Origin of the sequence: Streptomyces sp. NPDC057682, assembly GCF_042799575.1 — a bacterium.
In the GTDB taxonomy this organism is placed as follows: domain Bacteria; phylum Actinomycetota; class Actinomycetes; order Streptomycetales; family Streptomycetaceae; genus Streptomyces.
Genome location: NZ_JBHVIN010000013.1, coordinates 160,946 through 185,848 on the forward strand (window position 1 = coordinate 160,946; position 24,903 = coordinate 185,848).

Annotated in this window: 17 protein-coding genes; 12 read left to right on the forward strand and 5 right to left on the reverse strand. The window is 72.5% G+C overall.

Annotated features, from left to right (window positions below; genetic code table 11):
• The first annotated feature begins 260 nt into the window (after positions 1-260).
• Together gltB and ACFVDM_RS24105 are read left to right on the forward strand one after the other, a co-directional pair.
• Positions 261-4,820 carry a glutamate synthase large subunit gene (gltB, locus tag ACFVDM_RS24100; RefSeq protein WP_383643679.1) on the forward strand — a complete coding sequence of 1,520 codons (4,560 nt, stop codon included), beginning with the start codon at positions 261-263 and terminating at the stop codon, positions 4,818-4,820.
• Positions 4,813-6,273, forward strand: a complete 1,461-nt coding sequence (locus ACFVDM_RS24105; protein WP_383643682.1) for a glutamate synthase subunit beta — start codon at positions 4,813-4,815, stop codon at positions 6,271-6,273. The genes gltB and ACFVDM_RS24105 overlap by 8 nt, the downstream gene beginning before the upstream one ends.
• A gap of 114 nt (positions 6,274-6,387) precedes the next feature.
• On the opposite strand, the gene ACFVDM_RS24110 is transcribed toward ACFVDM_RS24105, so the two are convergent.
• Both ACFVDM_RS24110 and ACFVDM_RS24115 read right to left on the reverse strand, forming a co-directional pair.
• Positions 6,388-7,590 carry an SLC13 family permease gene (locus tag ACFVDM_RS24110; RefSeq protein WP_383643685.1) on the reverse strand — a complete coding sequence of 401 codons (1,203 nt, stop codon included), beginning with the start codon at positions 7,588-7,590 and terminating at the stop codon, positions 6,388-6,390.
• A 5-nt stretch (positions 7,591-7,595) separates the two neighbouring features.
• Positions 7,596-8,522: a rhomboid family intramembrane serine protease gene (locus tag ACFVDM_RS24115; RefSeq protein WP_383643688.1), complete on the reverse strand. Its 927-nt coding sequence runs from the start codon at positions 8,520-8,522 to the stop codon at positions 7,596-7,598.
• Between the two features lie 183 nt (positions 8,523-8,705).
• On the opposite strand from ACFVDM_RS24115, the gene ACFVDM_RS24120 reads away from it, so the two are divergent.
• From ACFVDM_RS24120 to ACFVDM_RS24135, 4 genes are all read left to right on the forward strand, one after another.
• A complete protein-coding gene (locus ACFVDM_RS24120; protein WP_383643690.1) occupies positions 8,706-9,218 on the forward strand; it encodes a pyridoxamine 5'-phosphate oxidase family protein in 513 nt (170 codons plus the stop codon).
• A 36-nt stretch (positions 9,219-9,254) separates the two neighbouring features.
• Positions 9,255-9,866: a TetR/AcrR family transcriptional regulator gene (locus tag ACFVDM_RS24125; protein WP_383643693.1), complete on the forward strand. Its 612-nt coding sequence runs from the start codon at positions 9,255-9,257 to the stop codon at positions 9,864-9,866.
• Positions 9,867-10,104: 238 nt separating this feature from the next.
• Entirely contained in the window at positions 10,105-10,308 is a 204-nt protein-coding gene (locus ACFVDM_RS24130) for a cold-shock protein (RefSeq protein ID WP_006123767.1), read from the forward strand.
• Between the two features lie 86 nt (positions 10,309-10,394).
• Positions 10,395-12,065, forward strand: a complete 1,671-nt coding sequence (locus tag ACFVDM_RS24135; RefSeq protein WP_383643696.1) for a DEAD/DEAH box helicase — start codon at positions 10,395-10,397, stop codon at positions 12,063-12,065.
• A gap of 131 nt (positions 12,066-12,196) precedes the next feature.
• Here the strand turns inward: ACFVDM_RS24135 and ACFVDM_RS24140 are convergent, their stop codons facing one another.
• The 3 genes from ACFVDM_RS24140 to ACFVDM_RS24150 all read right to left on the reverse strand — a co-directional run bounded on the left by ACFVDM_RS24140 (position 12,197) and on the right by ACFVDM_RS24150 (position 16,326).
• A complete protein-coding gene (locus ACFVDM_RS24140; RefSeq protein ID WP_383643699.1) occupies positions 12,197-13,174 on the reverse strand; it encodes an ankyrin repeat domain-containing protein in 978 nt (325 codons plus the stop codon).
• 220 nt (positions 13,175-13,394) lie between these two features.
• Positions 13,395-14,297, reverse strand: a complete 903-nt coding sequence (locus ACFVDM_RS24145) for a hypothetical protein (RefSeq protein ID WP_383643702.1) — start codon at positions 14,295-14,297, stop codon at positions 13,395-13,397.
• 223 nt (positions 14,298-14,520) lie between these two features.
• The gene (locus tag ACFVDM_RS24150) at positions 14,521-16,326 is read right to left on the reverse strand and encodes a beta-galactosidase (RefSeq protein ID WP_383643705.1); all 1,806 of its coding nucleotides are present in this window, start codon (positions 16,324-16,326) and stop codon (positions 14,521-14,523) included.
• 153 nt (positions 16,327-16,479) lie between these two features.
• On the opposite strand from ACFVDM_RS24150, the gene ACFVDM_RS24155 reads away from it, so the two are divergent.
• The 6 genes from ACFVDM_RS24155 (at position 16,480) to ACFVDM_RS24180 (ending at position 24,845) form a co-directional block, all read left to right on the forward strand.
• Positions 16,480-17,358 (forward strand): helix-turn-helix domain-containing protein, encoded by an 879-nt coding sequence (locus ACFVDM_RS24155; RefSeq protein WP_383643708.1) that lies wholly within the window; start codon positions 16,480-16,482, stop codon positions 17,356-17,358.
• Between the two features lie 11 nt (positions 17,359-17,369).
• Positions 17,370-17,690, forward strand: coding sequence for a chorismate mutase (locus ACFVDM_RS24160; RefSeq protein WP_383643711.1), 321 nt, complete (start codon positions 17,370-17,372; stop codon positions 17,688-17,690).
• 155 nt (positions 17,691-17,845) lie between these two features.
• Positions 17,846-20,347 carry an aminopeptidase N gene (pepN, locus tag ACFVDM_RS24165; RefSeq protein WP_383643714.1) on the forward strand — a complete coding sequence of 834 codons (2,502 nt, stop codon included), beginning with the start codon at positions 17,846-17,848 and terminating at the stop codon, positions 20,345-20,347.
• Between the two features lie 358 nt (positions 20,348-20,705).
• Positions 20,706-22,109 carry a pyridoxal phosphate-dependent decarboxylase family protein gene (locus tag ACFVDM_RS24170; RefSeq protein WP_383643717.1) on the forward strand — a complete coding sequence of 468 codons (1,404 nt, stop codon included), beginning with the start codon at positions 20,706-20,708 and terminating at the stop codon, positions 22,107-22,109.
• Positions 22,106-23,524 (forward strand): lysine N(6)-hydroxylase/L-ornithine N(5)-oxygenase family protein, encoded by a 1,419-nt coding sequence (locus ACFVDM_RS24175; protein ID WP_383643719.1) that lies wholly within the window; start codon positions 22,106-22,108, stop codon positions 23,522-23,524. Before ACFVDM_RS24170 ends, ACFVDM_RS24175 begins: the two co-directional genes overlap by 4 nt.
• A 229-nt stretch (positions 23,525-23,753) precedes the next feature.
• Positions 23,754-24,845 carry a peptidoglycan-binding protein gene (locus ACFVDM_RS24180; RefSeq protein WP_383643722.1) on the forward strand — a complete coding sequence of 364 codons (1,092 nt, stop codon included), beginning with the start codon at positions 23,754-23,756 and terminating at the stop codon, positions 24,843-24,845.
• Positions 24,846-24,903: the final 58 nt, after the last annotated feature.

A 24,903-nucleotide genomic window follows, 5' to 3' on the forward strand; every position in this document is an offset into this window, starting at 1 on the left:
CCATTACCCGGCGGTTTCGTTTTGTTTTCCGCCGGGCATGAGCCGTAGACACCGCAGGCAACGACGCCTGCTCTCTGTGGCATCCCTGGGCGCCGATCCTCCGACTGCGACCCACCCCCCACCGCTCGCGCGGTGTCCGCATGTTGGAACAAGCTATCCGCTTCTTGAGAAGCGACCCATCATGTAATCTGCATCAACTTTCGCAGAGGGCCAACGTCGTCCCTCGGCACGCATATGCCACGACGACGACGGGAGAGCCGATGCGCACCGACGCCTGGTCGCCCATGGACGGTCGCCCCGCCCCTCAGGGGATGTACGACCCCCGCAACGAGCACGACGCCTGCGGCGTCGGATTCGTCGCCACGCTGACCGGTGTGGCCGACCACGAACTGGTCGAGCAGGCGCTGACCGTACTGCGCAACCTCGAACACCGCGGCGCCACCGGATCCGAGCCCGACTCCGGCGACGGAGCCGGGATCCTGCTCCAGGTGCCGGACGCCTTCCTCCGCGAAGAGGTCTCCTTCGAGCTCCCCGAGGCCGGCGGCTACGCCGTGGGCATCGCCTTCCTCCCCGCGGACGACTCCACCGACGCCGTCCGCGCCATCGAGAAGATCGCCGTCCAGGAGGGCCTGAAGGTCCTCGGCTGGCGCGAGGTCCCGGTCACCCCCGACATCCTCGGCAACGGCGCCCGCTCGACCATGCCCGAGTTCCGCCAGCTCTTCGTCGCCGACGGCACCAGCACCGGCATCGCCCTGGACCGCAAGGCCTTCGTCCTGCGCAAGCGTGCCGAGCGCGAGGCCGGGGTGTACTTCCCCTCGCTCTCCGCCCGCACCGTCGTCTACAAGGGCATGCTCACCACCGGGCAGCTGGAGCCGTTCTTCCCCGACCTGTCCGACCGCCGCTTCGCCACCGCGGTCGCCCTGGTCCACTCCCGCTTCTCCACCAACACCTTCCCCAGCTGGCCGCTCGCCCACCCGTACCGCTTCGTCGCCCACAACGGCGAGATCAACACGGTCAAGGGCAACCGCAACTGGATGAAGGCCCGCGAGTCCCAGCTCGCCTCCGACCTCTTCGGCGCGGAGAACCTGGACCGGATCTTCCCCGTCTGCACCCCGGACGCCTCCGACTCCGCCTCCTTCGACGAGGTCCTGGAGCTGCTCCACCTCGGCGGCCGCTCGCTGCCCCACTCGGTGCTGATGATGGTCCCCGAGGCGTGGGAGAACCACGACTCCATGGACCCGGCCCGGCGCGCCTTCTACCAGTACCACTCCACCCTGATGGAGCCCTGGGACGGCCCGGCCTGTGTCACCTTCACCGACGGCGTCCAGGTCGGCGCGGTCCTCGACCGCAACGGTCTGCGCCCCGGCCGCTACTGGGTCACCGACGACGGACTCGTCGTCCTCTCCTCCGAGGTCGGCGTCCTGGACATCGACCCCGCCAAGGTCGTCCGCAAGGGCCGCCTCCAGCCCGGCAAGATGTTCCTCGTCGACACCGCCGAGCACCGCATCATCGAGGACGACGAGATCAAGGCCGCCCTCGCCGCCGAGCAGCCCTACGAGGAGTGGCTGGAGACCGGCGAGATCGAGCTGGAGGACCTCCCCGAGCGGGAGCACATCGTGCACACGCACGCCTCCGTCACCCGCCGCCAGCAGACCTTCGGCTACACCGAGGAAGAGCTGCGCGTCATCCTCGCCCCGATGGCCCGCACCGCCGGCGAGCCGCTCGGCTCCATGGGAACCGACTCGCCGATCGCCGCGCTCTCCGCCCGGCCCCGGCTGCTCTTCGACTACTTCACCCAGCTGTTCGCCCAGGTCACCAACCCGCCGCTGGACGCCATCCGCGAGGAGCTCGTCACCTCGCTGCGCTCCTCGCTGGGCCCCGCGGGCAACCTCCTGGAGCCGACCGCCGCGTCCTGCCGCAGCGTCACGCTGCCCTTCCCGGTGATCGACAACGACGAGCTGGCCAAGCTCATACACATCAACGCCGACGGCGACATGCCGGGCATGAAGGCCGCCACCCTCTCCGGTCTCTACCGGGTGAGCGGCGGCGGCGAGGCACTGGCCGCCCGGATCGACGCCATCTGCTCCGAGGTCGACACCGCCATCGAGGACGGCGCCCGCCTGATCGTCCTCTCCGACCGGCACTCCGACGCCGAGCACGCGCCGATCCCCTCGCTGCTGCTCACCTCCGCCGTCCACCACCACCTCATCCGCACCAAGCAGCGCACCCAGGTCGGGCTGCTGGTCGAGGCCGGGGACGTCCGCGAGGTCCACCACGTCGCCCTGCTCATCGGCTACGGCGCCGCCGCGGTCAACCCGTACCTCGCCATGGAGTCCGTCGAGGACCTGGTCCGCGCCGGTACCTTCATCGAGGGCATCGAGCCCGAGCAGGCCATCCGCAACCTGATCCACGCCCTCGGCAAGGGCGTCCTCAAGGTCATGTCCAAGATGGGCATCTCCACGGTCGCCTCCTACCGCGGCGCCCAGGTGTTCGAGGCCGTCGGTCTCGACGAGGAGTTCGTCGCCACGTACTTCAACGGCACCGCCACCAAGATCGGCGGCGCCGGCCTGGACGTCATCGCCAAGGAGGTCGCGGCCCGGCACGCCAAGGGCTACCCCGCCTCCGGCATCTCCGCCTCGCACCGCGCGCTGGAGATCGGCGGCGAGTACCAGTGGCGCCGCGAGGGCGAACCGCACCTGTTCGACCCGGAGACGGTCTTCCGCCTCCAGCACGCCACCCGCAACCGCCGGTACGACATCTTCAAGAAGTACACGGACCGGGTGAACGAGCAGTCCGAGCGGCTGATGACGCTCCGCGGCCTGTTCGGCTTCACCTCGGACCGCCCGTCGATCGACGTCGACGAGGTCGAGCCCGTCTCGGAGATCGTCAAGCGCTTCTCCACCGGCGCCATGTCGTACGGCTCCATCTCCCGCGAGGCCCACGAGACCCTCGCCATCGCCATGAACCAGCTGGGCGGCAAGTCCAACACCGGCGAGGGCGGCGAGGACGCGGACCGGCTCTACGACCCGGCCCGCCGCTCGTCGATCAAGCAGGTCGCCTCCGGCCGCTTCGGCGTCACCAGCGAGTACCTGGTCAACGCGGACGACATCCAGATCAAGATGGCCCAGGGCGCCAAGCCCGGCGAGGGCGGCCAGCTGCCCGGCCACAAGGTCTACCCGTGGGTCGCCAAGACCCGGCACTCCACCCCGGGCGTCGGCCTGATCTCCCCGCCGCCGCACCACGACATCTACTCCATCGAGGACCTGGCTCAGCTGATCCACGACCTCAAGAACGCCAACCCGGCCGCCCGCATCCATGTGAAGCTGGTCTCCGAGGTCGGCGTCGGCACGGTCGCCGCCGGTGTCTCCAAGGCCCACGCGGACGTCGTCCTCATCTCCGGCCACGACGGCGGAACGGGCGCCTCCCCGCTCACCTCGCTGAAGCACGCGGGCGGTCCCTGGGAGCTGGGCCTCGCCGAGACCCAGCAGACCCTGCTGCTCAACGGCCTGCGCGACCGCATCGTCGTGCAGACCGACGGCCAGCTCAAGACCGGCCGCGACGTCGTCATCGCCGCGCTGCTCGGCGCCGAGGAGTTCGGTTTCGCGACCGCGCCGCTCGTCGTCTCCGGCTGCGTCATGATGCGCGTCTGCCACCTGGACACCTGCCCGGTCGGCATCGCCACCCAGAACCCGGTCCTGCGGGACCGCTTCTCGGGCAAGGCCGAGTACGTCGTCAACTTCTTCGAGTTCATCGCCCAGGAGGTCCGCGAGCTCCTCGCCGAGCTGGGCTTCCGCTCGATCGAGGAGGCCGTCGGCCACGCCGAACTCCTCGACACCGACCGCGCGATCAGCCACTGGAAGGCCCAGGGCCTGGACCTGGCCCCGCTGTTCCACGTGCCGGAGCTGCCCGAGGGCGCCGTCCGCCACCGGAACACCGAGCAGGACCACGGCCTGGCCAAGGCCCTCGACAACGAGCTGATCCGGCTCGCCGCCGACGCGCTCGGCGCCGACAGCGCCGAGTCCGCCCAGCCGGTCCGCGCCCAGGTCGCCATCCGCAACATCAACCGGACCGTGGGCACCATGCTCGGTCACGAGGTGACGAAGAAGTTCGGCGGTGCGGGCCTGCCCGACGACACCGTCGACATCACCTTCACCGGCTCCGCCGGCCAGTCCTTCGGCGCCTTCCTCCCCAGCGGCGTCACGCTGCGCCTGGAGGGCGACGCCAACGACTACGTCGGCAAGGGCCTGTCCGGCGGCCGCGTCGTCGTCCGCCCGGACCGGGGCGCCGACCACCTCGCCGAGTACTCCACCATCGCGGGCAACACCATCGCGTACGGTGCCACCGGCGGCGAACTGTTCCTGCGCGGCCGCACCGGTGAGCGCTTCTGCGTCCGCAACTCCGGCGCCACCGTCGTCTCGGAGGGCGTGGGCGACCACGGCTGCGAGTACATGACCGGCGGCCACGCCGTCGTCCTCGGCGAGACCGGGCGCAACTTCGCGGCCGGCATGTCGGGCGGCGTCGCCTACGTCATCGACCTGAACCGCGACCACGTCAACGCCGGCAACCTCGGCGCGGTCGAGGAGCTGACCGGCACCGACGAGCAGTGGCTGCACGATGTCGTGCGCCGCCACCACGAGGAGACCGGCTCCACGGTCGCCGAGAAGCTCCTCGCCGAGTGGGACACCGCCGTGACCCGCTTCAGCAAGATCATCCCGTCCACCTACAAGGCCGTGCTCGCCGCCAAGGAAGCCGCTGAGCTCGCCGGTCTCTCCGAGCAGGAGACCACCGAGAAGATGATGGAGGCGGCGACCCATGGCTGACCCCAAGGGCTTCCTGACCACCGGGCGCGAGGTCGCCGAGACCCGCCCCGTGGGCGAGCGCGTCAAGGACTGGAACGAGGTCTACGTTCCGGGCTCCCTGCTCCCGATCATCAGCAAGCAGGCCGGCCGCTGCATGGACTGCGGCATCCCGTTCTGCCACAACGGCTGCCCGCTCGGAAACCTCATCCCCGAGTGGAACGACTACGCCTACCGCGAGGACTGGACCGCCGCGTCCGAGCGGCTGCACGCCACGAACAACTTCCCGGAGTTCACCGGGCGGCTCTGCCCGGCCCCCTGCGAGTCGGCGTGCGTCCTCGGCATCAACCAGCCGGCCGTCACCATCAAGAACGTCGAAGTCTCCATCATCGACAAGGCGTGGGACAGCGGCGACGTCACCCCGCAGCCGCCCGAGCGCCTCTCCGGCAAGACCGTGGCCGTCATCGGCTCCGGCCCGGCCGGACTCGCCGCCGCCCAGCAGCTGACCCGGGCCGGCCACACCGTGGCCGTCTACGAGCGCGCGGACCGCATCGGGGGACTCCTCCGCTACGGCATCCCCGAGTTCAAGATGGAGAAGTCGCACATCAACCGCCGCATCCAGCAGATGCGCGCGGAGGGCACCAAGTTCCGCACCGAGATCGAGATCGGCAAGGACATCGACGCCGCGAAGCTGCGGCGCCGCTACGACGCCGTCGTCGTCGCGGCCGGTGCCACGGTCTCCCGCGACCTGCCCGTCCCGGGCCGCGAGCTGAACGGCGTGCACTTCGCGATGGAGTACCTGCCGCTCGCCAACAAGGTGCAGGAGGGCGACCTGACGGTCTCCCCGATCACCGCCGAGGGCAAGCACGTCGTCGTGATCGGCGGCGGCGACACCGGCGCCGACTGCGTCGGCACCGCCCACCGCCAGGGCGCGCTCTCCGTCACCCAGCTGGAGATCATGCCGAAGCCGGGCGAGGAGCGGAACGCCAACCAGCCCTGGCCGACCTTCCCCATGCTCTACAAGGTCACCTCCGCGCACGAGGAGGGCGGCGAGCGCGTCTACTCCGTCTCGACCACCCGCTTCGAGGGCGACGAGGACGGCAACGTCCAGGCCCTCCACCTCATCGAGGTGGAGTTCAAGGACGGTAAGCTTGAGCAGAAGCCCGGCACCGAGCGGACGATCCCCGCACAGCTGGTCACCCTCGCGATGGGCTTCACCGGCACCGACCAGGCCAACGGCCTGGTCCAGCAGTTCGGTCTGGAGCTCGACGCACGGGGCAACATCGCCCGTGACGAGGACTACGCGACCAACGTCGAGGGCGTGTTCGTCGCCGGAGACGCCGGCCGCGGCCAGTCCCTCATCGTCTGGGCCATCGCCGAGGGCCGCTCCGCGGCACGCGGCGTGGACCGCTTCCTGACCGGAGCCAGCGCCCTGCCGGCCCCGATCCGCCCGACGGACCGTTCGCTGACGGTCTGATCCGGCCCACCGACGTCCCGCACAACGGCGTGCGGAACTGAACACGGCGCCTGCCCGTCCCCGACCGGACCCCGGCAGGCGCCGTGGCGCGTCACGCGCCGGTCCTGACCGTCCTCAGACGGTCAGGACCAGCGCGCACGTGGCCGCGGCCGTCGCCGCCACGGCCACCACCAGCCCGGTCAGCGCGAACCGGCGCACCTCGATCACCGTGCCCTGCCAGCGGCACCGCTCGAACCACAGCAGCGTCGCCAGCGACCCCCACGGCGTGACGACGGAACCCGCGTTCACCCCGATCAGCAGCGCGAGCAACTGGTCGTGGTTGCCCGCGGGCACGACCGCCTCGCCCGCCACGTACGCCGGCAGATTGTTCAGTACGTTCGCCAGGGCCGCCCCCACCCCGGCCGTGCGCAGCATCCCGGCGAGACCGCCGTCTGTGCCCAGCGCCCGCACCAGCAGCTCGTGCATCCCGTGCGCGTTCACCGTCTCCACCACCAGGAACATCCCGGGCACCAGCACCAGCAGCCGCCACGGCACCAGGGACGGACGCAGCTCCCCGGGGCTCCTGACCGCGTACGCCGCGACGACCACGGCCATCGCCACCAGCGAGGCCGCCCACAGCGGCACGTCCACCACCAGGATCGCCAGCAGGAAACCGGCACAGGCCGCCGCGCAGATCCGCAGCAGCACCGGATCCTCCACCTCCGGCGGGGCGGGCGGGGTGTAGCGGTCCGAGCCGCGCCGCCCCCGGCGCCAGTAGAAGACCCACAGGCACAGGGCGGTCACCGCGATCGCGGCCAGTTGCGGCAGCCACATCACCGCGGCCAGACCCGTGGGGGAGAGCGCCACCCGGTCCGCCGCCAGCAGATTCGTCAGATTCGACACCGGCAGCAGCAGACTCGCCGTATTGGCGAGCCACACCGTCGTCATCGCCAGCGGCAGGGCCGCGATGCCCACCCGGGTGCCGAGCGCCAGCATCACCGGAGTGAGCAGCACCGCCGTGGTGTCCAGGTTCAGGGTGATCGTGGTGAGCGAGGCGAACCCCACGCACAGCGCGAACAGCAGCGGATAGCGGCCACGGCCGGCCCGCGCCACCCGGGCCGCCACCAGATCGAAGACCCTGGCCCGCCCCGCCAGCTCCGCCAGCACGATCACCGTGGCCAGGAACACCAGCAGCGGCCCCAGCCGGCTCAGCTGCTCGCCCGCCCGGTCCCGGGGCAGGAGCCCCGTCACCACCGCCAGGACCCCCAGGGCCAGCAGCCCGCCGGCCAGCCGGTCCAGCGGGTGCAGCAGCCGGATCCGGGACACCAGGACGCGCATGCCCCTCAGCCTGTCAGTGCCGAGGTCTTCAGCACGACCAGCAGCACCAGCACCGCGCCCAGCACCACACATCCGGCGGCCTGGAACGGTGTCCGCCGCGGACCTGGGGCGTACGCGTACACGACGGTGACCACCGCACCCGTCAGCAGCCCGCCCAGATGCCCCTGCCAGGAGGTGAAGCCCGCCGAGACCACCATCCACACCAGGAAGCCGGCCAGGAACCGGTTGACCGCCGCCATGTCCCGTCCCAGCCGCCGGTTGATCACGTAGAACGACGCCGCCAGACCGAACACCGCCCCGGAGGCGCCCACCGCCGCGTCGTACGGCGCGATCAGATAGACCAGCACCGAACCGCCCAGCGCCGACAGCAGATACAGCGCGAGATACCGCGCCCGCCCCAGCTGCTCCTCGACGACCCGGCCCAGGTTCCACAGCGCGTACATGTTGAACAGGATGTGCAGCACCCCGAACGGCAGCCCGCCGAGCGAGGAACCGTCCGGCGGCAGGTGCAGGAAGGAGCCCGTCAGCAGCCGGTACCACTCACCGGCCACCAGCCCCGCCTCGTGGAAGCCGGGCGGGTAGTCCGTGTGCGCGTAGACGTACGCGGTGCCGTCCGGGCCGGTCAGCCCGGCCCCGAGCATCCCGAACCGGGCCACGAGCCCCGGCCGGACCAGCTCGGCCAGGTACGCCAGGACGTTCAGCCCGATCAGCGCGTACGTGACCACGGGCACCGCGGACCGCGCCACCGTGCCGCCGAACACCGTCCGGGCCTGCCGCACCGAACGCCGCCCCTCCTTCACGCACTCCACGCAGTGGTGGCCCACGGCCGCCTCACGCATGCAGTCCGGGCAGATGAATCGCTCGCAGCGGGTGCAGCTCACATACGTCTCGTACGACGGATGGCGGTAGCACGTGGTGACGGCGGCCTCCATGGCCGGCTCCTTCAGCAAATGGGACGAGAGGCCGGTGGGGGCGGCGGCGATCAAGATAGCGAACCGGCGGAGGCCGGGCACATCCGGGTTTCGGACTCCGCCCGGGTGGTTCCCCGGACCGTGCGGACACCTTCCGCGGTCATCCGGACAGAAGATGTCGGGATTCCGGGGTTCGATGCACCCATGACCCCACCACCCTCTGTGCACCGCGCCTCCTGGGCGGACTTCCGGGCGGCCGAGCCCGCGTTCGCCGAGACCGTCGAGCGCCGCTTCGGCCAGTACAAGCACCACGTCCTCGGGACCCTCCGCGCGGACGGCTCGCCCCGGCTCACCGGCCTCGAAGTCGAGTTCCGGCTCGGCGAGGCGCTGCTCGGCATGATGCCGCACTCCCGCAAGGCCCTGGACCTGCGCCGCGACCCCCGCTTCTCCCTCCACGCCAACCCCGGACCCGACGCCGAGATGGCCGACGGCGACGTCCGTGTCTCCGGGCGCGCCGTCGAGGTGACCGACCCGGACCTGCTCGCCCGCTACATCGGGGAGGTGCATCCGCCCGAGCCCTTCCACCTCTTCCGGGCCGAGCTGACCGAGGTGGTCCGCATCGGGCTGGAGGGCGGCGACACCCTGGTCATCCGGACCTGGCACCCCGGCCGGCCGGTGCGCGAGATCCGCCGGGGCAACGACGACGTCCCGGCCTGACGGAGACCGCCGCGGCGCCGGGCGGACAATGGGCGGGTGCCTACCAAGAAGAAGCCCCAGGGGGCCCCGTCGCCCGAGCGCCGCGGCGAACTGCTGGCCACCGCCGCCGAGGTGTTCGCCGCCCAGGGATACAACGCCACGACCGTCCGCCGCATCGCGGACGAGGCCGGCATGCTCGCGGGCAGCCTCTACTACCACTTCGATTCCAAGGAATCGATGCTCGACGAGATCCTCTCCACCTTCCTGAACGAACTCTGGGAGGGGTACGACGCCGTCCTGGCCGCCGGACTGGGCCCCAGGGAGACCATCGAGGCGCTCGTCACGGAGTCCTTCCGCGAGATCGACCGGCACCGCGCGGCCGTCGCCATCTACCAGAAGGAGTCCGCGCACCTGGTCGACCAGCCCCGGTTCCACTACCTCGCCGACTCCCAGCGCAGGTTCGAGAAGGCCTGGCTCGGCACCCTGGAGCGCGGGGTCGCCGACCGGACCTTCCGGGCCGACCTCGACATCCGCCTCACCTACCGCTTCGTCCGCGACACCGTCTGGGTCGCCGCGTCCTGGTACCGGCCCGGCGGCCGGCACAGCCCCGAGGAGATCGCCCGCCAGTACCTCTCGATGGTCCTGGACGGCATCGCCCTGCGCCCCTGAACCGGGCCGCGCACCCCGTCCACGGCCCGGCGGCACGGGTGCTTCCCTCCGCCGGGCGACGGTTCGTGCTACGGTGGTGGCGTTGCAGTTTTGGTACCCATGAACTTTATGCGCGCCTGACGGGAATGCTTCGTCAGGCGCTTTATTGTTTTCCGGCTTTCTCCGGGTGGGGCTCAATGCGGCGACTTGGAATTCGTAAAGTGCGGATTTCCGGCACTGCACCTATGAGGAGATTGACATGGCTACTGGAACCGTGAAGTGGTTCAACTCGGAAAAGGGCTTCGGCTTCATCGAGCAGGACGGCGGCGGCGCCGACGTCTTCGCCCACTACTCGAACATCAACGCCTCGGGCTTCCGTGAGCTGCAGGAGGGCCAGAAGGTCTCCTTCGACGTCACGCAGGGCCAGAAGGGCCCCCAGGCGGAGAACATCGTCCCGGCCTGATCGCCTGACGCATATCTCACAGCCGGGACCCGCACCGCGAACGGTGCGGGTCCCGGTTTGTGCTGTCCCCAGGAGGGCAATCCCGTATGACCCGCTCCGAACGCCAGGACCGTCCCGCCCGCACCCGCCCGTCGAGGGGGCGCGGCACGGCCCAGGCCAAGGCAACCGCACAGGGTTCCGGCAAGGGATCCGGCAAGGCGTCGTCCCGTCGCAGGGCCACGCCGCCGCAGGGTGAGTTCGCCCTGCCCGAAACGACAACCCCCGCACTGCCCGCCGTCGAGGCGTTCGCCGAGCTGGACATGCCCGCCGCCCTGCTGAAAACCCTTGCCGCGCAGGGCGTCACCGAGCCGTTCCCGATCCAGGGCGCCACCCTGCCGAACTCGCTGGCCGGCCGGGACATCCTCGGCCGGGGCCGCACCGGTTCCGGCAAGACCCTCGCCTTCGGTCTCGCGCTGCTGGCCCGCACCGCCGGGCGCCGCGCCGAGCCCAAGGCCCCGCTGGCCCTCGTCCTCGTCCCGACGCGCGAGCTCGCCCAGCAGGTCACCGACGCGCTGACCCCGTACGCCACCTCGGTCCAGCTGCGGCTGGCCACCGTCGTCGGCGGGATGTCGATCACCAAGCAGTCCACGGCCCTGCGCCGGGGCGCCGAGGTGCTCGTCGCCACGCCCGGCCGGCTCAAGGACCTCATCGAACGCGGCGACTGCCGGCTGGACGAGGTCGCGATCACCGTCCTCGACGAGGCCGACCAGATGGCCGACATGGGCTTCATGCCGCAGGTCACCGCCCTGCTCAAGCAGGTCGAGCCGGACGGGCAGCGAATGCTGTTCTCGGCGACCCTGGACAAGAACATCGACCGGCTGGTCCGGATGTTCCTGACCGACCCCGTGGTGCACTCCGTGGACCCGTCCGCCGGTGCCGTCACGACCATGGAGCACCACGTCCTCCACGTCCTGGACGAGACCGACAAGAAGGCCGTCGCCACCCGGATCGCGGCCCGTGACGGCCGGGTCATCATGTTCGTCGACACCAAGCGCGCCGCCGACCGCTTCGCCAAGCGGCTGCTGGCCAGCGGGGTACGGGCCGCGGCCCTGCACGGCGGACGCTCGCAGCCGCAGCGCAACCGGACCCTGGACCAGTTCAAGACCGGTCAGGTCACCGCGCTCGTCGCGACGAACGTGGCGGCCCGAGGCATCCACATCGACGACCTCGACCTCGTCGTCAACGTGGACCCGCCCACCGACCACAAGGACTACCTCCACCGGGGCGGCCGCACCGCCCGCGCGGGGGAGTCCGGCAGCGTGGTCACCCTGGTGCTGCCCGACGAGAAGCACGACATGAACCGGCTGATGCGGGACGCGGGCATCGCCCCCCGCACCACCCGGGTCAAGTCCGGCGACGAGGAACTCACCCGGATCACCGGGGCCCGCGAGCCCTCCGGCGTCGCTGTTGTGATCGAGGTCCCGCAGCCCACCCCGCCCAAGCAGCGCACCGGCTCCGGTACGTCCCGCTCCGGCAGCCGGGGCCGGGGCAGGCGCTCCGGCGGCACCGCGGCCACCACCGGTGACGGCGGCACCCGCACCACGACCGGCACCGGACGGTCCGCGGGCGGCCGGTCCGCCGGCGGCCGTGCCGAGGGCTCGGGCCGCTCCGGCGGCGCCGGCCGGACGGGCGGCACCGGACGGGCCACCGGATCCGGCCGCTCCGGCGGTGTCGCCGGCCGCGGCGGAGCCCCGGCACGAGGCCGCCGCGCGGCCTGACGCCCCCGGGCGGTGAGCGACCGGCGACGGGCACGGTGCACGGGCTTCGGCCCGCGCCACCGTGCCCGTCGGCCGTTCCGTGCCCGTCGGCCGTTCCGCGCGGAGTCCGTGCCCCCGGGGCCCCGCCGTCCTCAGCCGGTGGGCCGCCCCGCCAGCACCGCCGCCCCCAGGGCCCGCCGTGCCGGGTCCGGGGCCGCGCACCAGGCACGCGCGGCCCGGCGGGTCTCCTCGTCGCCGCGCTCGCGCAGGGCCCCGACGCACACCCTCCAGTCGTCCAGCTCCGGATCGCCCCAGCGCAGGGCGCGCCGGGCCAGCTCCTCGTACGGGGCCCGCCGCCCCAGCTCCCGCTCCAGCACCGTGGCGATCGCGCCGTGCCCGGTCTGCTGGTCCCGGCCGGCCGACGGGCGCCCGTCCCGGAGGAGTTCGGCGGTCAGCGTGAGCCCGCCGTCCACGACGGACCGGCGCACCACGATCGCGTCCCCCTCGGCGTCCCCGTACAACTCCCGCAGCCCCGCCCGCAGTTCCCGCTCCAGGTCCGTGGCCAGCATGCGCAGGGCCTCGGCGAGCGCCGCCCCGACGGCGCCGGGCGGGTCGCCGGCGCCGTGGCGCAGCAGGGCGCGGACCGTGGGCAGGGAACCCCGGCGGGCGGCGAGGAGCAGCGGCGGCTCGCCCTCGGGGCCGGGCAGGCAGGGATCGGCACCGTACGCGAGCAGGGCCTCGACCGTACGGGCATGACCCAGACCGACCGCCCAGCGCAGCGCGGTGAAGCCGAACTGCTCCGGCAGATCGGGCCGGGCCCCGGCCGACAGCAGCGCCTCCACGACCTCGGTGTGCCCTCCGCACGCCGCCCCGCACAGCGGCAGATCACCGCGCTCGGGACCGCACGCCCGGTCCGGGTCCGCGCCCGCGGCGAGCAGCAGCCGCACCGCGCCCGGACGGTCCGAGACGGCCGCGAGATAGAGCGCGCTCGCCCCCTCCCCGTCCACCGACTCGGCGGACACCCCGGCGCGCAGCAGACGGACGACGGCGTCGTCGTCCTCGTACAGGGCGTCGAACAGCGCCGGTCCGTCCGCCGGGACCGGAAGCCGCCCCTTCGGGTCTTCCTTCACATTTCGACTCTAGGGCCTGCCTGACCATTCCCGTCTGCCGGGCGACGCCATGCACGTACTCTCGCCGCACCGGCCCCAGACCCCGGTACATCCAGTACAGGGGACTGGGGCCGGCACGCCGAGAGCACGCACCTGACGCCGCCCGGCCCGCCCTCCGGGCGGACGACGGGAATGGTCAGACAGGCCCTAAGCCGTACGGCCGCGGACCCCGGACGCGGTGTCAGGTCGTGCAGTCCAGCACCGTGCGGCACAGCGCGCACCGGGCCCGCACCCGGCCCCGGACCGGAACCCGGTTGCGCTGGTGGCAGGTCGGACAGGCGAACGCCACCCGCAGCCCGTCCGCGCCCGCCTCGAACGCGTACGGCGCGTCGGGGGAGGCGGCGGCCCCGGGATGGTCCTGGGCATATCTGCGGTCCTTCGCGTACCGGCGGCGGCCCGCCCAGCCCGCCGCGGTCAGCGGCGGCCGGGCCCGCTCCCGCAGCGCCAGCGCCCGGCCCTCGGTGTACGCCGTGTACGCCTGGGGACTGGTGAACCACGGCGAGGGGTCCTCGTCGAAGGCCGCCGCCCGCTTGGCCAGCACGTACCCGAACTCCTCGGGGGTCAGATAGCCCAGCTTCTGGCTCGACACCGCGTCCTCCCGGAACGCGTCCAGCAGCAGCCAGCCCGCCCCCAGATAGGCCGCCGCCGTGTCCGTCAGGATCTCGTTGTCCCGGGTGCCCGGGAACTCCAGACCGAGCCGGTGCAGCAGCACATGCGTCACCTCGTGCGACAGCGCGGCACCGATGTCCCGCCGATGCGTACGGAACCGGTCGTTCAGCTCCACGAAGTACTCCGGACCCGCGGCGAGTTCGACACTGCCCGCGTGCTCCATCGACCGGAACGCCACGATCATCCGCGCGTCCGGCAGCCGGAAGTGCCGCACCATCGCCCGCGCCACCCGCTGCGCGCCCAGATGCAGATCGTCCGTGTCCGCGAACGCGGCCTCGGCCGGCGCCAGACTCGGCGCGAACCGCTGCACCCCGTCGAGGGACAGCCGCCGGTACAGCGCCGTGATCGCCGAGCGGACCGTGTCCAGATGGGGGAAACCGTGCACCACCGGGCTGCCGTTCGGCGCGTCCGCCATGTCCGTACCCCCGCTCGCAGGCGCCGAGAATCCCCCCACTGTAGCCCCGGGGCCCGCTCCCTCAGCCGTCCGCGCCCGCCCTGGGGCGGGTTCTGAAAGTCCCGCCTGCTCGGCGACGCCTGGCACGCACGCTCGCCGCGTTGTCGGGATCACCCCGATACATCCAGTATCGGGGCGACCCTCCGCCTTGCGATCGCACGCACCAGACGCCGCCGAGCCCGCCCTACGGGCGGACGGCGCTACTTTCACAACCCGCCCTCGGCGGCAGACCCGGACCCAGCCGTACGTACGGCGCCGCCGCCCCCTCCAGCTCCAGCACCCACACCTCGTTGGCACCGTCCCGCAGCACCGGACCCGGCACGTACAGCGTCCGCTGCGGGCCCGCCGCCCAGTACCGCCCGAGACAGAAGCCGTTCACCCAGACGAACCCCCGGGTCCAGCCCGGCAGTTCCAGCCCCGCGTGGTCCGCCCCCGACGCGTCGGCGACCTCGAACACCCCCCGGTACAGACCGGTCCCGCCCGACCCGTCGACCGGGACGAACGCGAGGCCCGCCACCGCCCCCGGCACATCGAACGCGTCCAGCCGCAGCGCCCGCGCCCGCACCCCGTGGAGGTACTGCCGCTCGTGCAGCACACCCCCGGTGATCCCCTTCGGCTCGCCCAGCCGGGGCCCGTAGTTGACCCGCCCCAGCGACTCCACCCACAGCTCCACCTCGGCCGGACCCGCCACCGGCTCCGGCAGCGTGGCGTCCGCCTCGTCCAGCACCCCCCGGCGCACCCCGTCCACGAACACCACCGCCCGGTCCCGCAGCCCCGTCACCGACAGCGGATACGGGCGGCGCGGACCCGGCACCGCCACCCGGTAGCGCACCAGCCCCCGGTCCACCCCCAGCTCCTCGAAGGTCGGCGGCACCCCCGACGCCCCGCGCTCCGGATCGCCCAGCGCCTCCAGGACCCCCGCCAGCGGCACCCACTCGGTCAGCCCCGCCCGCACCGGCGGCAACCCGGCCGGTGCGGGCGGCAGCGGCGGCAGCGGCCCGTCCGCGTACTCGGCCAGCACCTCGCGCATCAGCCGGAACTTCTCCGTGGCCCGCCCGTACTCGTCCACCGGCGCGTCGTAGTCGTACGAGGTCACCGTCGGCAGGAACCCCTGGTCCTGGAACGGACCGGAGCGGTTCGCCCCCGCCCAGCCGGCGAAGTTCGTCCCGCCGTGCGCCATGTACAGGTTCACCGAGGCCCCGCACTCCAGGATCTCCCGCAGCGCCCCCGCGGCCTCCCCCGGCTCCCGTACGACCGGCGGCGCACCCCAGTGCTCGAACCAACCGCACCAGAACTCCATGCACATCAGCGGACCCGACGCCCGGTGACGGCGCAGCACCCGGAACGCCTCCCGCGCACCCGAACCGAAGTTCGCCGTCGCGAGCAGACCCGGCACCGAACCGCCGGTGAGCATATGGTCCTCCGGACCGTCCGAGGTGAACAGCGGCACGCCCACCCCCAGCTCCACCAGCAGATCCGCCACCCGGCGCAGATACACCGTGTCCGTGCCGAAGCTCCCGTACTCGTTCTCCGCCTGCACCATCACCACCGGACCGCCTCGGTCGGCCTGCCGCGCCACGACCTGCGGCAGCAGCTCCGTGAACCAGGCCCGCACCGCGTCGAGATACCCCTCGTCACGGCTCCGCACCCGCCGCCCGAACCGCCCCGTCACCCAGACCGGCAGCCCCCCGTTCTCCCACTCGGCGCAGATGTACGGCCCCGGCCGCACGATCGCCCACAGCCCGGCCCGCCGCGCCGCGTCCAGGAACCGCCCCAGCGCCCCGACGTCCCGGAAGCACCCCTGACGCGGCTCGTGCAGATTCCACGGGACGTACGTCTCCACACAGTTCAGGCCCATCGCCCGCAGCATCGCCAGCCGGTGGTCCCACTGCCCCTCGTGCACCCGGAAGTAGTGCAGGGCCCCCGACAGCAGGCGCACCGGCCTCCCGTCGATCCGGAAGTCGTCGTCCCCGACGGTGAAGTCAGCCATGGTGCCCGTTCTCTCCCGATGCGGAATCCCTCGGTCCAGCCTCACCCCTGGCGTGCGGCCGGTCCATGGACAAAGATCGTGGCTGTTTGGACAACCGCCTGCTCACAGGGCATGCCGCACAAGAACAGGACCACCGGGGGAGCGCAGAGGCCGATGTACCACACCTGGATGCGCTTCTTCACACCCAGCCCGCTCCACCACCGCCTCGGCCTGGTCTGCCTCGGCGTCGGCCTCCAGCACGGCACCCTCCCGCCCGTCGGCCCCCGCACCCTCGACCACCACGTCGCCGTCGTCGTCCACTCCGGCAGCGGCTGGTTCGCCGGCCCCGACGGGCGGCGGCTGCCCGTCACCGCGCCCAGCCTGATCTGGCTGACCCCCGGCACCCCCCACCACTACGGCGCCGACCCCGTCACCGGCTGGGACGAGAGCTTCGTCGACTTCACCGGCCCCGCCACCGCCACCTACACCGAACTCGGCTGCATCGAACCCGACCGCCCCCTGGTCCCGCTCTCCGACACCGCCGCCCCGCGCGCCGCCGTCGGCCGCATGGTCCGCGCGGCCCGGCGCGGCAACCCGCTCCTGGAGGTCGAGACCGCGGCGGCCGTCCACGAACTCCTCGTCGCCCTGCGCCGGGCCCGCGCCGACCTCGGCCCCGACGGCGACCCCGTGCTCCAGGCCCTCGCCCGTGACGCCTTCCAGCCGCTGTCCGTCGCCGAACACGCCGCACGCCACGGCATGACCGCCGCCGAACTGCGCACCGCCGTCCGTCGCGGCGCCGGATGCAGCCCCAAGGACTACCTCCTCGGCATCCGGCTCGGCCGCGCCAAGGAACTCCTCGCCACCGGCGACCTGCCCGTCGCCGCCGTCGCCCGCCGCGTCGGCTACGACGACCCCGCCTACTTCTCCCGCCTGTTCGCCCGCCGCGTCGGCATGGCCCCCGTCCGCTTCCGCGCCCAGCAGGGCCGCGCCGTCCCCGGCGGCTGGAGCGACCGCGTCCCGGACCCCGACCACCCGCCGACGGTCACCCCGTAAGCTCGCTGCCCATGACCACGAACGACATCGACGACTCCGTACGCGCCGAACTCACCCGGCTGCGCCAGAGCATCGACAACATCGACGCGGCCGTCGTCCACATGCTGGCCGAACGCTTCAAGTGCACCCAGCAGGTCGGCCACCTCAAGGCCGCCCACCACCTCCCCCCGGCCGACCCCGACCGCGAGGCCCGCCAGATCGCCCGGCTCCGCCAGCTCGCCGAGAGCGCCCACCTCGACCCCGCCTTCGCGGAGAAGCTGCTCAACTTCGTCGTCGCCGAGGTCATCCGCCACCACGAACGCATCGCGGAGGAGTCCGCCGCCCAGGGCTGACCCCCCCCGGGCGCACACCCCGCGCCACCGGCGCTCACTCCACGTCACCGGCGCACCCCGCCACAGGGCCCGTCCGCCAAGAACCCGGCATCATCGCGTCAGCCCACCGTGAACCCGCCTGCACACCGGCCACCCCATACGGCAGCATGGCACCCATGTCCGTACTGATGCGCGATGAAGCGCAGGCCCGAGCCCAGTTCCTCGACGTACAGCGGTACACGATCGACCTCGATCTCACCGCCGGGGAGGAGACCTTCGACTCCCGTACCGTCATCCGGTTCACCGCCCTCGCCGACGGTGACACGTTCGTCGAGATCAAGCCCGCGGACCTGCGCTCCATCAGCCTCGACGGACGGCCGCTGGACCCCGCGGACCTCACCGGCAACCGCTTCCCCCTCACCGGCCTCGCCGCCGGCCCCCACGAACTGCGCGTCGACGCCGCCATGCGCTACTCCCGCACCGGCGAGGGCATGCACCGCTTCACCGACCCCAGCGACGGCGAGACCTACGTCTACACCCAGCTCTTCATGGAGGACGTCCAGCGCGTCTTCGCCGCGTTCGACCAGCCCGACCTGAAGTCCGTCTTCGCGCTCACCGTCACCGCCCCCGAGGGCTGGACCGTCCTCGGCAACGGCATCGCCCACCACGACGGCGACGGCCACTGGACCCTGGCGCCCACCCCGCCCCTCTCCACCTACCTCGTCGCCGTCGCCGCCGGCCCCTGGCACTCCGTGACCACCGAACACGCCGGACTGCCCTTCGGCATCCACTGCCGCCGCTCGCTCGCCCCCCACCTCGACGCCGACGCCGACGAGATCCTCGACATCACCCGCGCCTGCTTCGACCGGTTCCAGGAGAAGTTCGACGAGCCCTACCCGTTCGACTCCTACGACCAGGCGTTCGTCCCCGAGTTCAACGCCGGCGCCATGGAGAACCCCGGACTCGTCACCTTCCGCGACGAATTCGTCTACCGCTCGGCCGTCACCGACACCGAACGCCAGACCCGCGGCATGGTCATCGCCCACGAAATGGCCCACATGTGGTTCGGCGACCTCGTCACCCTCGCCTGGTGGGACGACATCTGGCTCAACGAGTCCTTCGCCGAGTACATGGGCTACCAGACCCTCGCCGAGGCCACCCACTACACCGACACCTGGGTCGACTTCGGCGTCGCCCGCAAGGGCTGGGGATACGACGCCGACCAGCGCCCCTCCACCCACGCCGTCGCCCCCGACCCCGCCGCCGTCCCCGACACCGCCTCCGCGATGCTCAACTTCGACGGCATCTCCTACGCCAAGGGCGCCTCCGCCCTGCGCCAGCTCGTCGCCTGGCTCGGCGAGAAGGACTTCCTGGCCGGCATCAACACCCACTTCGCCCGCCACAAGTTCGCCAACGCCACCCTCGCCGACTTCATCGACAACCTCGCCTCCGCCACCGAACTCGACGTCCACGCCTGGGCCGACCAGTGGCTGCGCACCACCGGCGTCGACACCCTCGTCCCCGACGTCACCGACGCCGGCACCGGCTGGTCCCTCACCGTCGACCACCGCGGCACCCGCCCCCACCGCATCGCCGTCGGCACCTACGACCACGCCCTCGGCACCGAACCCGGCCCCGAACAGCTCGTCCTGCGCGACCGCTTCGAGATCACCGTCCCGCAGAACGGCCCCGTCACCCGCCCCGGCCGCCGCCCCGCCCTCGTCGTCCTCAACGACCAGGACCTCACCTACGCCAAGATCCGTGTCGACCCGGACTCCTGGAACACCGTCCTCACCCACCTCTCCGGCATCCCCGACGCCCTCACCCGCGCCGTCGTGTGGAACGCCGCCCGCGACATGGTCCGCGACGGCGAACTCGCCCCCACCACCTACCTCGACGCCGCCCGCACCCACCTGCCGCACGAGACCGACCTCGCGCTCCTCCAGGGCGTCCTCGCCTTCGCCGACACCCAGGTCGCCGCCCGCTACGTCACCCCCGACCGGCGGCCCGCCGCCCTCGCCACCCTCACCGCCCTCAGCCGCGACCTCATCCGCCGCACCGAGGACGGCACCCACCCCGGACTCCGCCTCGTCGCCGTCCGCCACTTCATCGACGCCGCCACCCAGCCCGACACCCTCCAGGCCTGGCTCGCCGACGGCACCGTCCCCGGCGGCCCCGAACTCGACCCCGAACTGCGCTGGCGCATCCTCACCCGGCTCGCCGTCCTCGGCGCCGTCGACGAGACCGCCATCGACGCCGCACTCGACGCCGACCCCAGCGCCACCGGACGCGAAGGCGCAGCCCGCTGCCGCGCAGCCCTCCCCGCCGCCGAGGCCAAGGCCGCCGCCTGGGACGCCATGTTCGGCGACGACAGCCTCTCCAACTACCTCTTCACCGCCACCGCCCAGGGCTTCTGGCAGCCCGAACAGACCGAACTCCTCGCCCCGTACGTGGCCCGCTTCTACCCCGACGCCACCGCGCTCGCCACGCGCCGGGGCCCGGTCATCGCCGAAGCCGCCGGACGGTACGCCTTCCCCGCGTACGCCGTCGACGCCGACAGCCTCCGCCTCGGCGAACAGGCCCTCACCGACCAGGGCCTCATCCCCGCCCTCCGCCGCAAGCTCGCCGACCAGATCGACGACCTGCGCCGCGCCCTCGCCGTACGCGAAGCGCACTGACCCGCCAGGACACCCCGCACCACCCGTGCCCGGCCCGCCCTCACCCCGAGGGCCGGCCGGGCACACGCGTACCCGCCCGCCGGACACCGCCGCCGGGGGACGGGCCGCGCGTGCCTGAGCGCGCGTGCCCGCCGCGCGGGCAGGGGGCGGGCCGCTCGAACGCGTACCGGATGTACCGCGTACGCGTGCCACCCCGGAGACCGCCCCGCGCCCCATAGCATTCCGCCGCGCGACACCCCGCTCCCACCAGCCCGTCGTCCTCCTTTCGGGTTCAGATCACCGGGCACCCCGGCAGCGGCACCCGAAACCCGGACAAGCTGACACGTCCACTCGCGCGCACCCGAAGGGTCAGCTCTCCATGCCCACCCCCGCACTCGCCGGCTCCACCACCGGACCCACCGCCCTGCGCCCCCTCATCGACACCGTCCTCACCGCCCTCCAGGAGGGCGCCCGACGCCGCGACGGCCCCCTGCCCACCGGCGGACCCGACACCGTCGCCGCCCACACCCGCACCGCGCTCGACCCCGTCATCCCCGAACACGGCACCGGCGCCCACCACGCCCTCGCCACCCTCGTCGGCGCCCTCACCGAAGGCGCGGCCGACCCGGCGGACCCGCTCTGCGCCGCCCACCTCCACACCCCGCCCCTCGCCCTGGCCACCGCCGCCGACCTCGCGGCCTCCGCCCTCAACCCCTCCATGGACTCCTGGGACCAGGCCCCCGCCGCCTCCACCATCGAGGCCGACACCGCCGCCGCCCTCGCCGCCGAGATCTACCCCCGCCGCCCCCGCCCCGACGCCCTCGTCACCACCGGCGGCACCGAGTCCAACCAACTCGCCCTGCTCCTCGCCCGCGAGCGCCACGGCACCGTCCAGACCGTCTGCGGCACCAACGTCCACCACAGCATCCCCCGCGCCGCCTGGCTCCTCGGCCTCCCCGAACCCCTCACCGTCCCCGCCCCCACCGGCACCATCGACCCCGGCGCCCTCGACAACCTCCTCACCCACCACCGGGGACCCCACCCCCTCCTCGTCACCGCCACCGCCGGCACCACCGACACCGGCAGAATCGATCCCCTCGCCGAGATCGCCGACCTCTGCGAAGCCCACGGCGCCGAACTCCACATCGACGCCGCCTACGGCGGACCCCTCGTCCTCAGCCCCACCCACCGCGCCAAGATCACCGGCATCGACCGCGCCCACAGCGTCGCCCTCGACCTCCACAAACTCGGCTGGCAGCCCGCGTCCGCCGGCATCCTCGCCGTCCCCGACCACCGCCTCCTCCACTCCCTCCACCACCACGCCCCCTACCTCAACGCCGACGACGACACCGAAGCCGGCCTCCCCGACCTCCTCGGCCGCTCCCTGCGCACCACCCGCCGCCCCGACGCCCTCAAGATCGCCGTCACCCTCCAGGCCCTCGGCCGCAGCGGACTCGCCGACCTCATCGACCGCACCTGCGCCGCCGCCGAACACCTCGCCGACCTCATCACCAAACACCCCGAACTCGACCTCTACGAACGCCCCACCCTCACCACCGTCCTCTTCCGCCCCACCCACGCCGACGACCACACCGTCGCCACCCTCCGCCGCACCCTCCTCGCCCGCGGCCACGCCGTCCTCGGCCGCACCCGCACCCACGACCGCCTCTGGCTCAAGGCCACCCTCCTCAACCCCCACGCCACCCCCGAGGACCTGCACACCCTCCTCACCCTCGTCACCGACCTCGCCACCGAACTCACCGAAAGCGGCACCCCCCGATGACCACCCGGCCCCACCGGCCCACCCCCCAGACCGACCGGCCCCACGACCTCGTCGGCATCGGCATCGGCCCCTTCAACCTCTCGCTCGCGGCCCTCGCCCACGGCCTGACCACCCCCCTCACCACCGCCTTCTACGACCAGCGCCCCGCCTTCCACTGGCACCCCGGACTCCTCATCGACGGCGCCACCCTCCAAGTCCCCTTCCTCGCCGACCTCGTCACCCTCGCCGACCCCACCAGCCCCTGGACCCTCCTCAACTACCTCCGCACCCGCCACCGGCTCTTCCCCTTCTACTTCGCCGAGCGCTTCCACATCCCCCGCACCGAATACGACGCGTACTGCCGCTGGGTCAGCCGGGAACTCCCCGGCCTCCACTTCGGCCATCAGGTCGACGCCGTCCGCTGGAACGCCGAACGCGCCCACTTCGAAGTCGACTTCACCCAACTCGACGCCGACGGCGAAGCCGAAGCCCTCGGCCGTGCCCACACCCGCAACCTCGCCCTCGGCATCGGCACCGAACCCCACATCCCCGAACCCCTCAAACCCCTCGCCGACGCCGGCTCCGTCCCCGTCATCCACTCCGCCGACTACCTCCACCACCGCACCCGGCTCCTCGACGCCGGACACATCACCGTCATCGGCTCAGGACAGTCCGGCGCCGAGATCTTCCTCGACCTGCTGCGCGCCCGCCCCGAAGGACGCGAACGACTCCACTGGCTCGCCCGCACCCCCGCCTTCGCCCCCATGGAGTACTCCAAACTCGGCCTCGAACACTTCACCCCCGACTACACCCGCTACTTCCACGGCCTCCCCGAAAACGTCCGCGACCAGCTCGTCCCCCAGCAATGGCAGCTCCACAAGGGCATCGACCACGACACCATCAGCGCCATCCACGACGAGCTCTACCGCCGCACCCTCCACGGCGGCTGGCCCGACACCACCCTCACCCCCGGCGTCTGCGTCCGCACCGCGGGCCGCGTCGCCACCACCCGCGTCGAACTCCACCTCGAACACGCCCAGCAAGGCACCCGCAGCCGCCTCGTCACCGACGCCGTCGTCCTCGCCACCGGCTACCGCGAACGCCCCCTCGACACCCTCCTCGAACCCCTCGGCACCCGGCTGCGCCGCGACCGCGCCGGACGCCCCCGCATCGACGAGCAGTACCGCCTCGACCTCGACCCCGCCGTCACCGGCGCCATCTACGTACAGAACGCCGAACGCCACACCCACGGCGTCGGCGCCCCCGACCTCGGTCTCGCCGCATGGCGCAGCGCCACCATCCTCAACAACCTCACCGGCACCACCCCCTACCCCCTCCCCGAGCGCACCGCCTTCACCACCTTCGGCCTCACCCCGCAGACCCCCGCCGTCCCCGCCCAGGGCCCCCACCTCGTCCCGCTCGTCCAGAACAACTGACCACCCCCGCACGGAGATCTGTCACAGACACGGCCCAGCACCCCCACAATGTCGGGGTCACGTCACCAACTCATGCGTCTTACGCACAGCACTGGGCGCAGGACCCCGCCCTTGCCATCGTGGTCCCCCGTCAGCAACCACAGACGGCACGCCAGTCACGACCGCACCCGCATCCCCGGGCGCCCTCGGACCGCGAGCCGCACCACGGACGCATCGGGGGACTACCGCCATGGCCCTGCACCACCGCCTCACCCGCCGCACCCAGCTCGCCCTCGCCGGCCTCACCGCCGCAGGAATCGCCGCAGCCGCCGTCGTCGTACCGAACCTCACCGGCCACGACACCCCGGACACCGTCGCCGCCGACACCGCCTACGGACCCGAACCCGAGGCCGACAGCGGACTCGTCACCCAGGCCGACCAGATATCCAGCCTCGCCACGGCCACCATGTCCCCCGACACCATGATCAACCGCGCCCGCACCTGGCTCACCGCCAACGGCGGCCACCAAGTGCCGTACAGCATGCAGCGCACCTGGAAGGACGGATACCGCCAGGACTGCTCCGGCTACGTCTCCATGGCACTCGCCCTCGGCAAGCCCGGCCTCAACACCGTCGGCCTCGCCGACAGCCGCAACGGCGTCACCCAGCACCTCAGCAGCACCAGCGGGCTCAGAAAGGGCGATCTGCTCATCGACGCCAGCACCACCGACGGCGACTTCCGCCACGTCGTCATCTTCGAGAAGTGGGCCAACAGCTCCCACACCTCCTACTGGGCCTACGAACAGCGCGGCTCCCACGGCACCACCCACCGCATCCTCAGCTACGGCATCGGCAAGGACCACTACGACCCCTACCGCCCCGTCAAGCTCGGCGGCGGCAACGGAGGCGGAGGCGGCGGCCAGCTCCCCACCCCCAGCGCCTCCTGGCCCGTCCTCAAGAGCGGATCCAAGGGCACCGACGTCCGCACCGCCCAGTACCTCCTGAACGCCCGCGGCTACGACATCGCCGTCGACAGCAGCTTCGGACCCAGGACCCGCACCGCCACCGTCCGCTTCCAGAAGGCCCGCTCCCTCGCCGCCGACGGCGTCATCGGCCCCAAGACCTGGTCCAAGCTCATCACCACCGTCCGCTACGGATCCACCGGCCAGGCCGTCAAGGCCGCCCAGACCCAGCTCAAGGTCTACGGCTACTCCCTCACCGTCGACGGCAAATTCGGCGCCAAGACCAAGGCCGCCACCCTCGCCTTCCAGAAGAGCCACCACCTCGCCGCCGACGGCGTCATCGGCCCGAACACCTGGCGCGCCCTCCTCGGCACCCGCTGACCCCACCCGGACACGACAACGGCGGCCCCTCTGCCTCGCACGAGCGAGGCAGAGGGGC

Excerpts from the sequence above, each read along its gene's own strand:
- gltB (WP_383643679.1), top strand. The coding sequence starts at position 261 with ATGCGCACCGACGCCTGGTCGCCCATGGACGGTCGCCCCGCCCCTCAG.
- ACFVDM_RS24105 (WP_383643682.1), top strand. The coding sequence starts at position 4,813 with ATGGCTGACCCCAAGGGCTTCCTGACCACCGGGCGCGAGGTCGCCGAG.
- ACFVDM_RS24110 (WP_383643685.1), bottom strand. The coding sequence starts at position 7,590 with ATGCGCGTCCTGGTGTCCCGGATCCGGCTGCTGCACCCGCTGGACCGG.
- ACFVDM_RS24115 (WP_383643688.1), bottom strand. The coding sequence starts at position 8,522 with ATGGAGGCCGCCGTCACCACGTGCTACCGCCATCCGTCGTACGAGACG.
- ACFVDM_RS24120 (WP_383643690.1), top strand. The coding sequence starts at position 8,706 with ATGACCCCACCACCCTCTGTGCACCGCGCCTCCTGGGCGGACTTCCGG.
- ACFVDM_RS24130 (WP_006123767.1), top strand. The coding sequence starts at position 10,105 with ATGGCTACTGGAACCGTGAAGTGGTTCAACTCGGAAAAGGGCTTCGGC.
- ACFVDM_RS24135 (WP_383643696.1), top strand. The coding sequence starts at position 10,395 with ATGACCCGCTCCGAACGCCAGGACCGTCCCGCCCGCACCCGCCCGTCG.
- ACFVDM_RS24145 (WP_383643702.1), bottom strand. The coding sequence starts at position 14,297 with ATGGCGGACGCGCCGAACGGCAGCCCGGTGGTGCACGGTTTCCCCCAT.
- ACFVDM_RS24150 (WP_383643705.1), bottom strand. The coding sequence starts at position 16,326 with ATGGCTGACTTCACCGTCGGGGACGACGACTTCCGGATCGACGGGAGG.
- ACFVDM_RS24155 (WP_383643708.1), top strand. The coding sequence starts at position 16,480 with ATGTACCACACCTGGATGCGCTTCTTCACACCCAGCCCGCTCCACCAC.
- ACFVDM_RS24160 (WP_383643711.1), top strand. The coding sequence starts at position 17,370 with ATGACCACGAACGACATCGACGACTCCGTACGCGCCGAACTCACCCGG.
- pepN (WP_383643714.1), top strand. The coding sequence starts at position 17,846 with ATGTCCGTACTGATGCGCGATGAAGCGCAGGCCCGAGCCCAGTTCCTC.
- ACFVDM_RS24170 (WP_383643717.1), top strand. The coding sequence starts at position 20,706 with ATGCCCACCCCCGCACTCGCCGGCTCCACCACCGGACCCACCGCCCTG.
- ACFVDM_RS24175 (WP_383643719.1), top strand. The coding sequence starts at position 22,106 with ATGACCACCCGGCCCCACCGGCCCACCCCCCAGACCGACCGGCCCCAC.
- ACFVDM_RS24180 (WP_383643722.1), top strand. The coding sequence starts at position 23,754 with ATGGCCCTGCACCACCGCCTCACCCGCCGCACCCAGCTCGCCCTCGCC.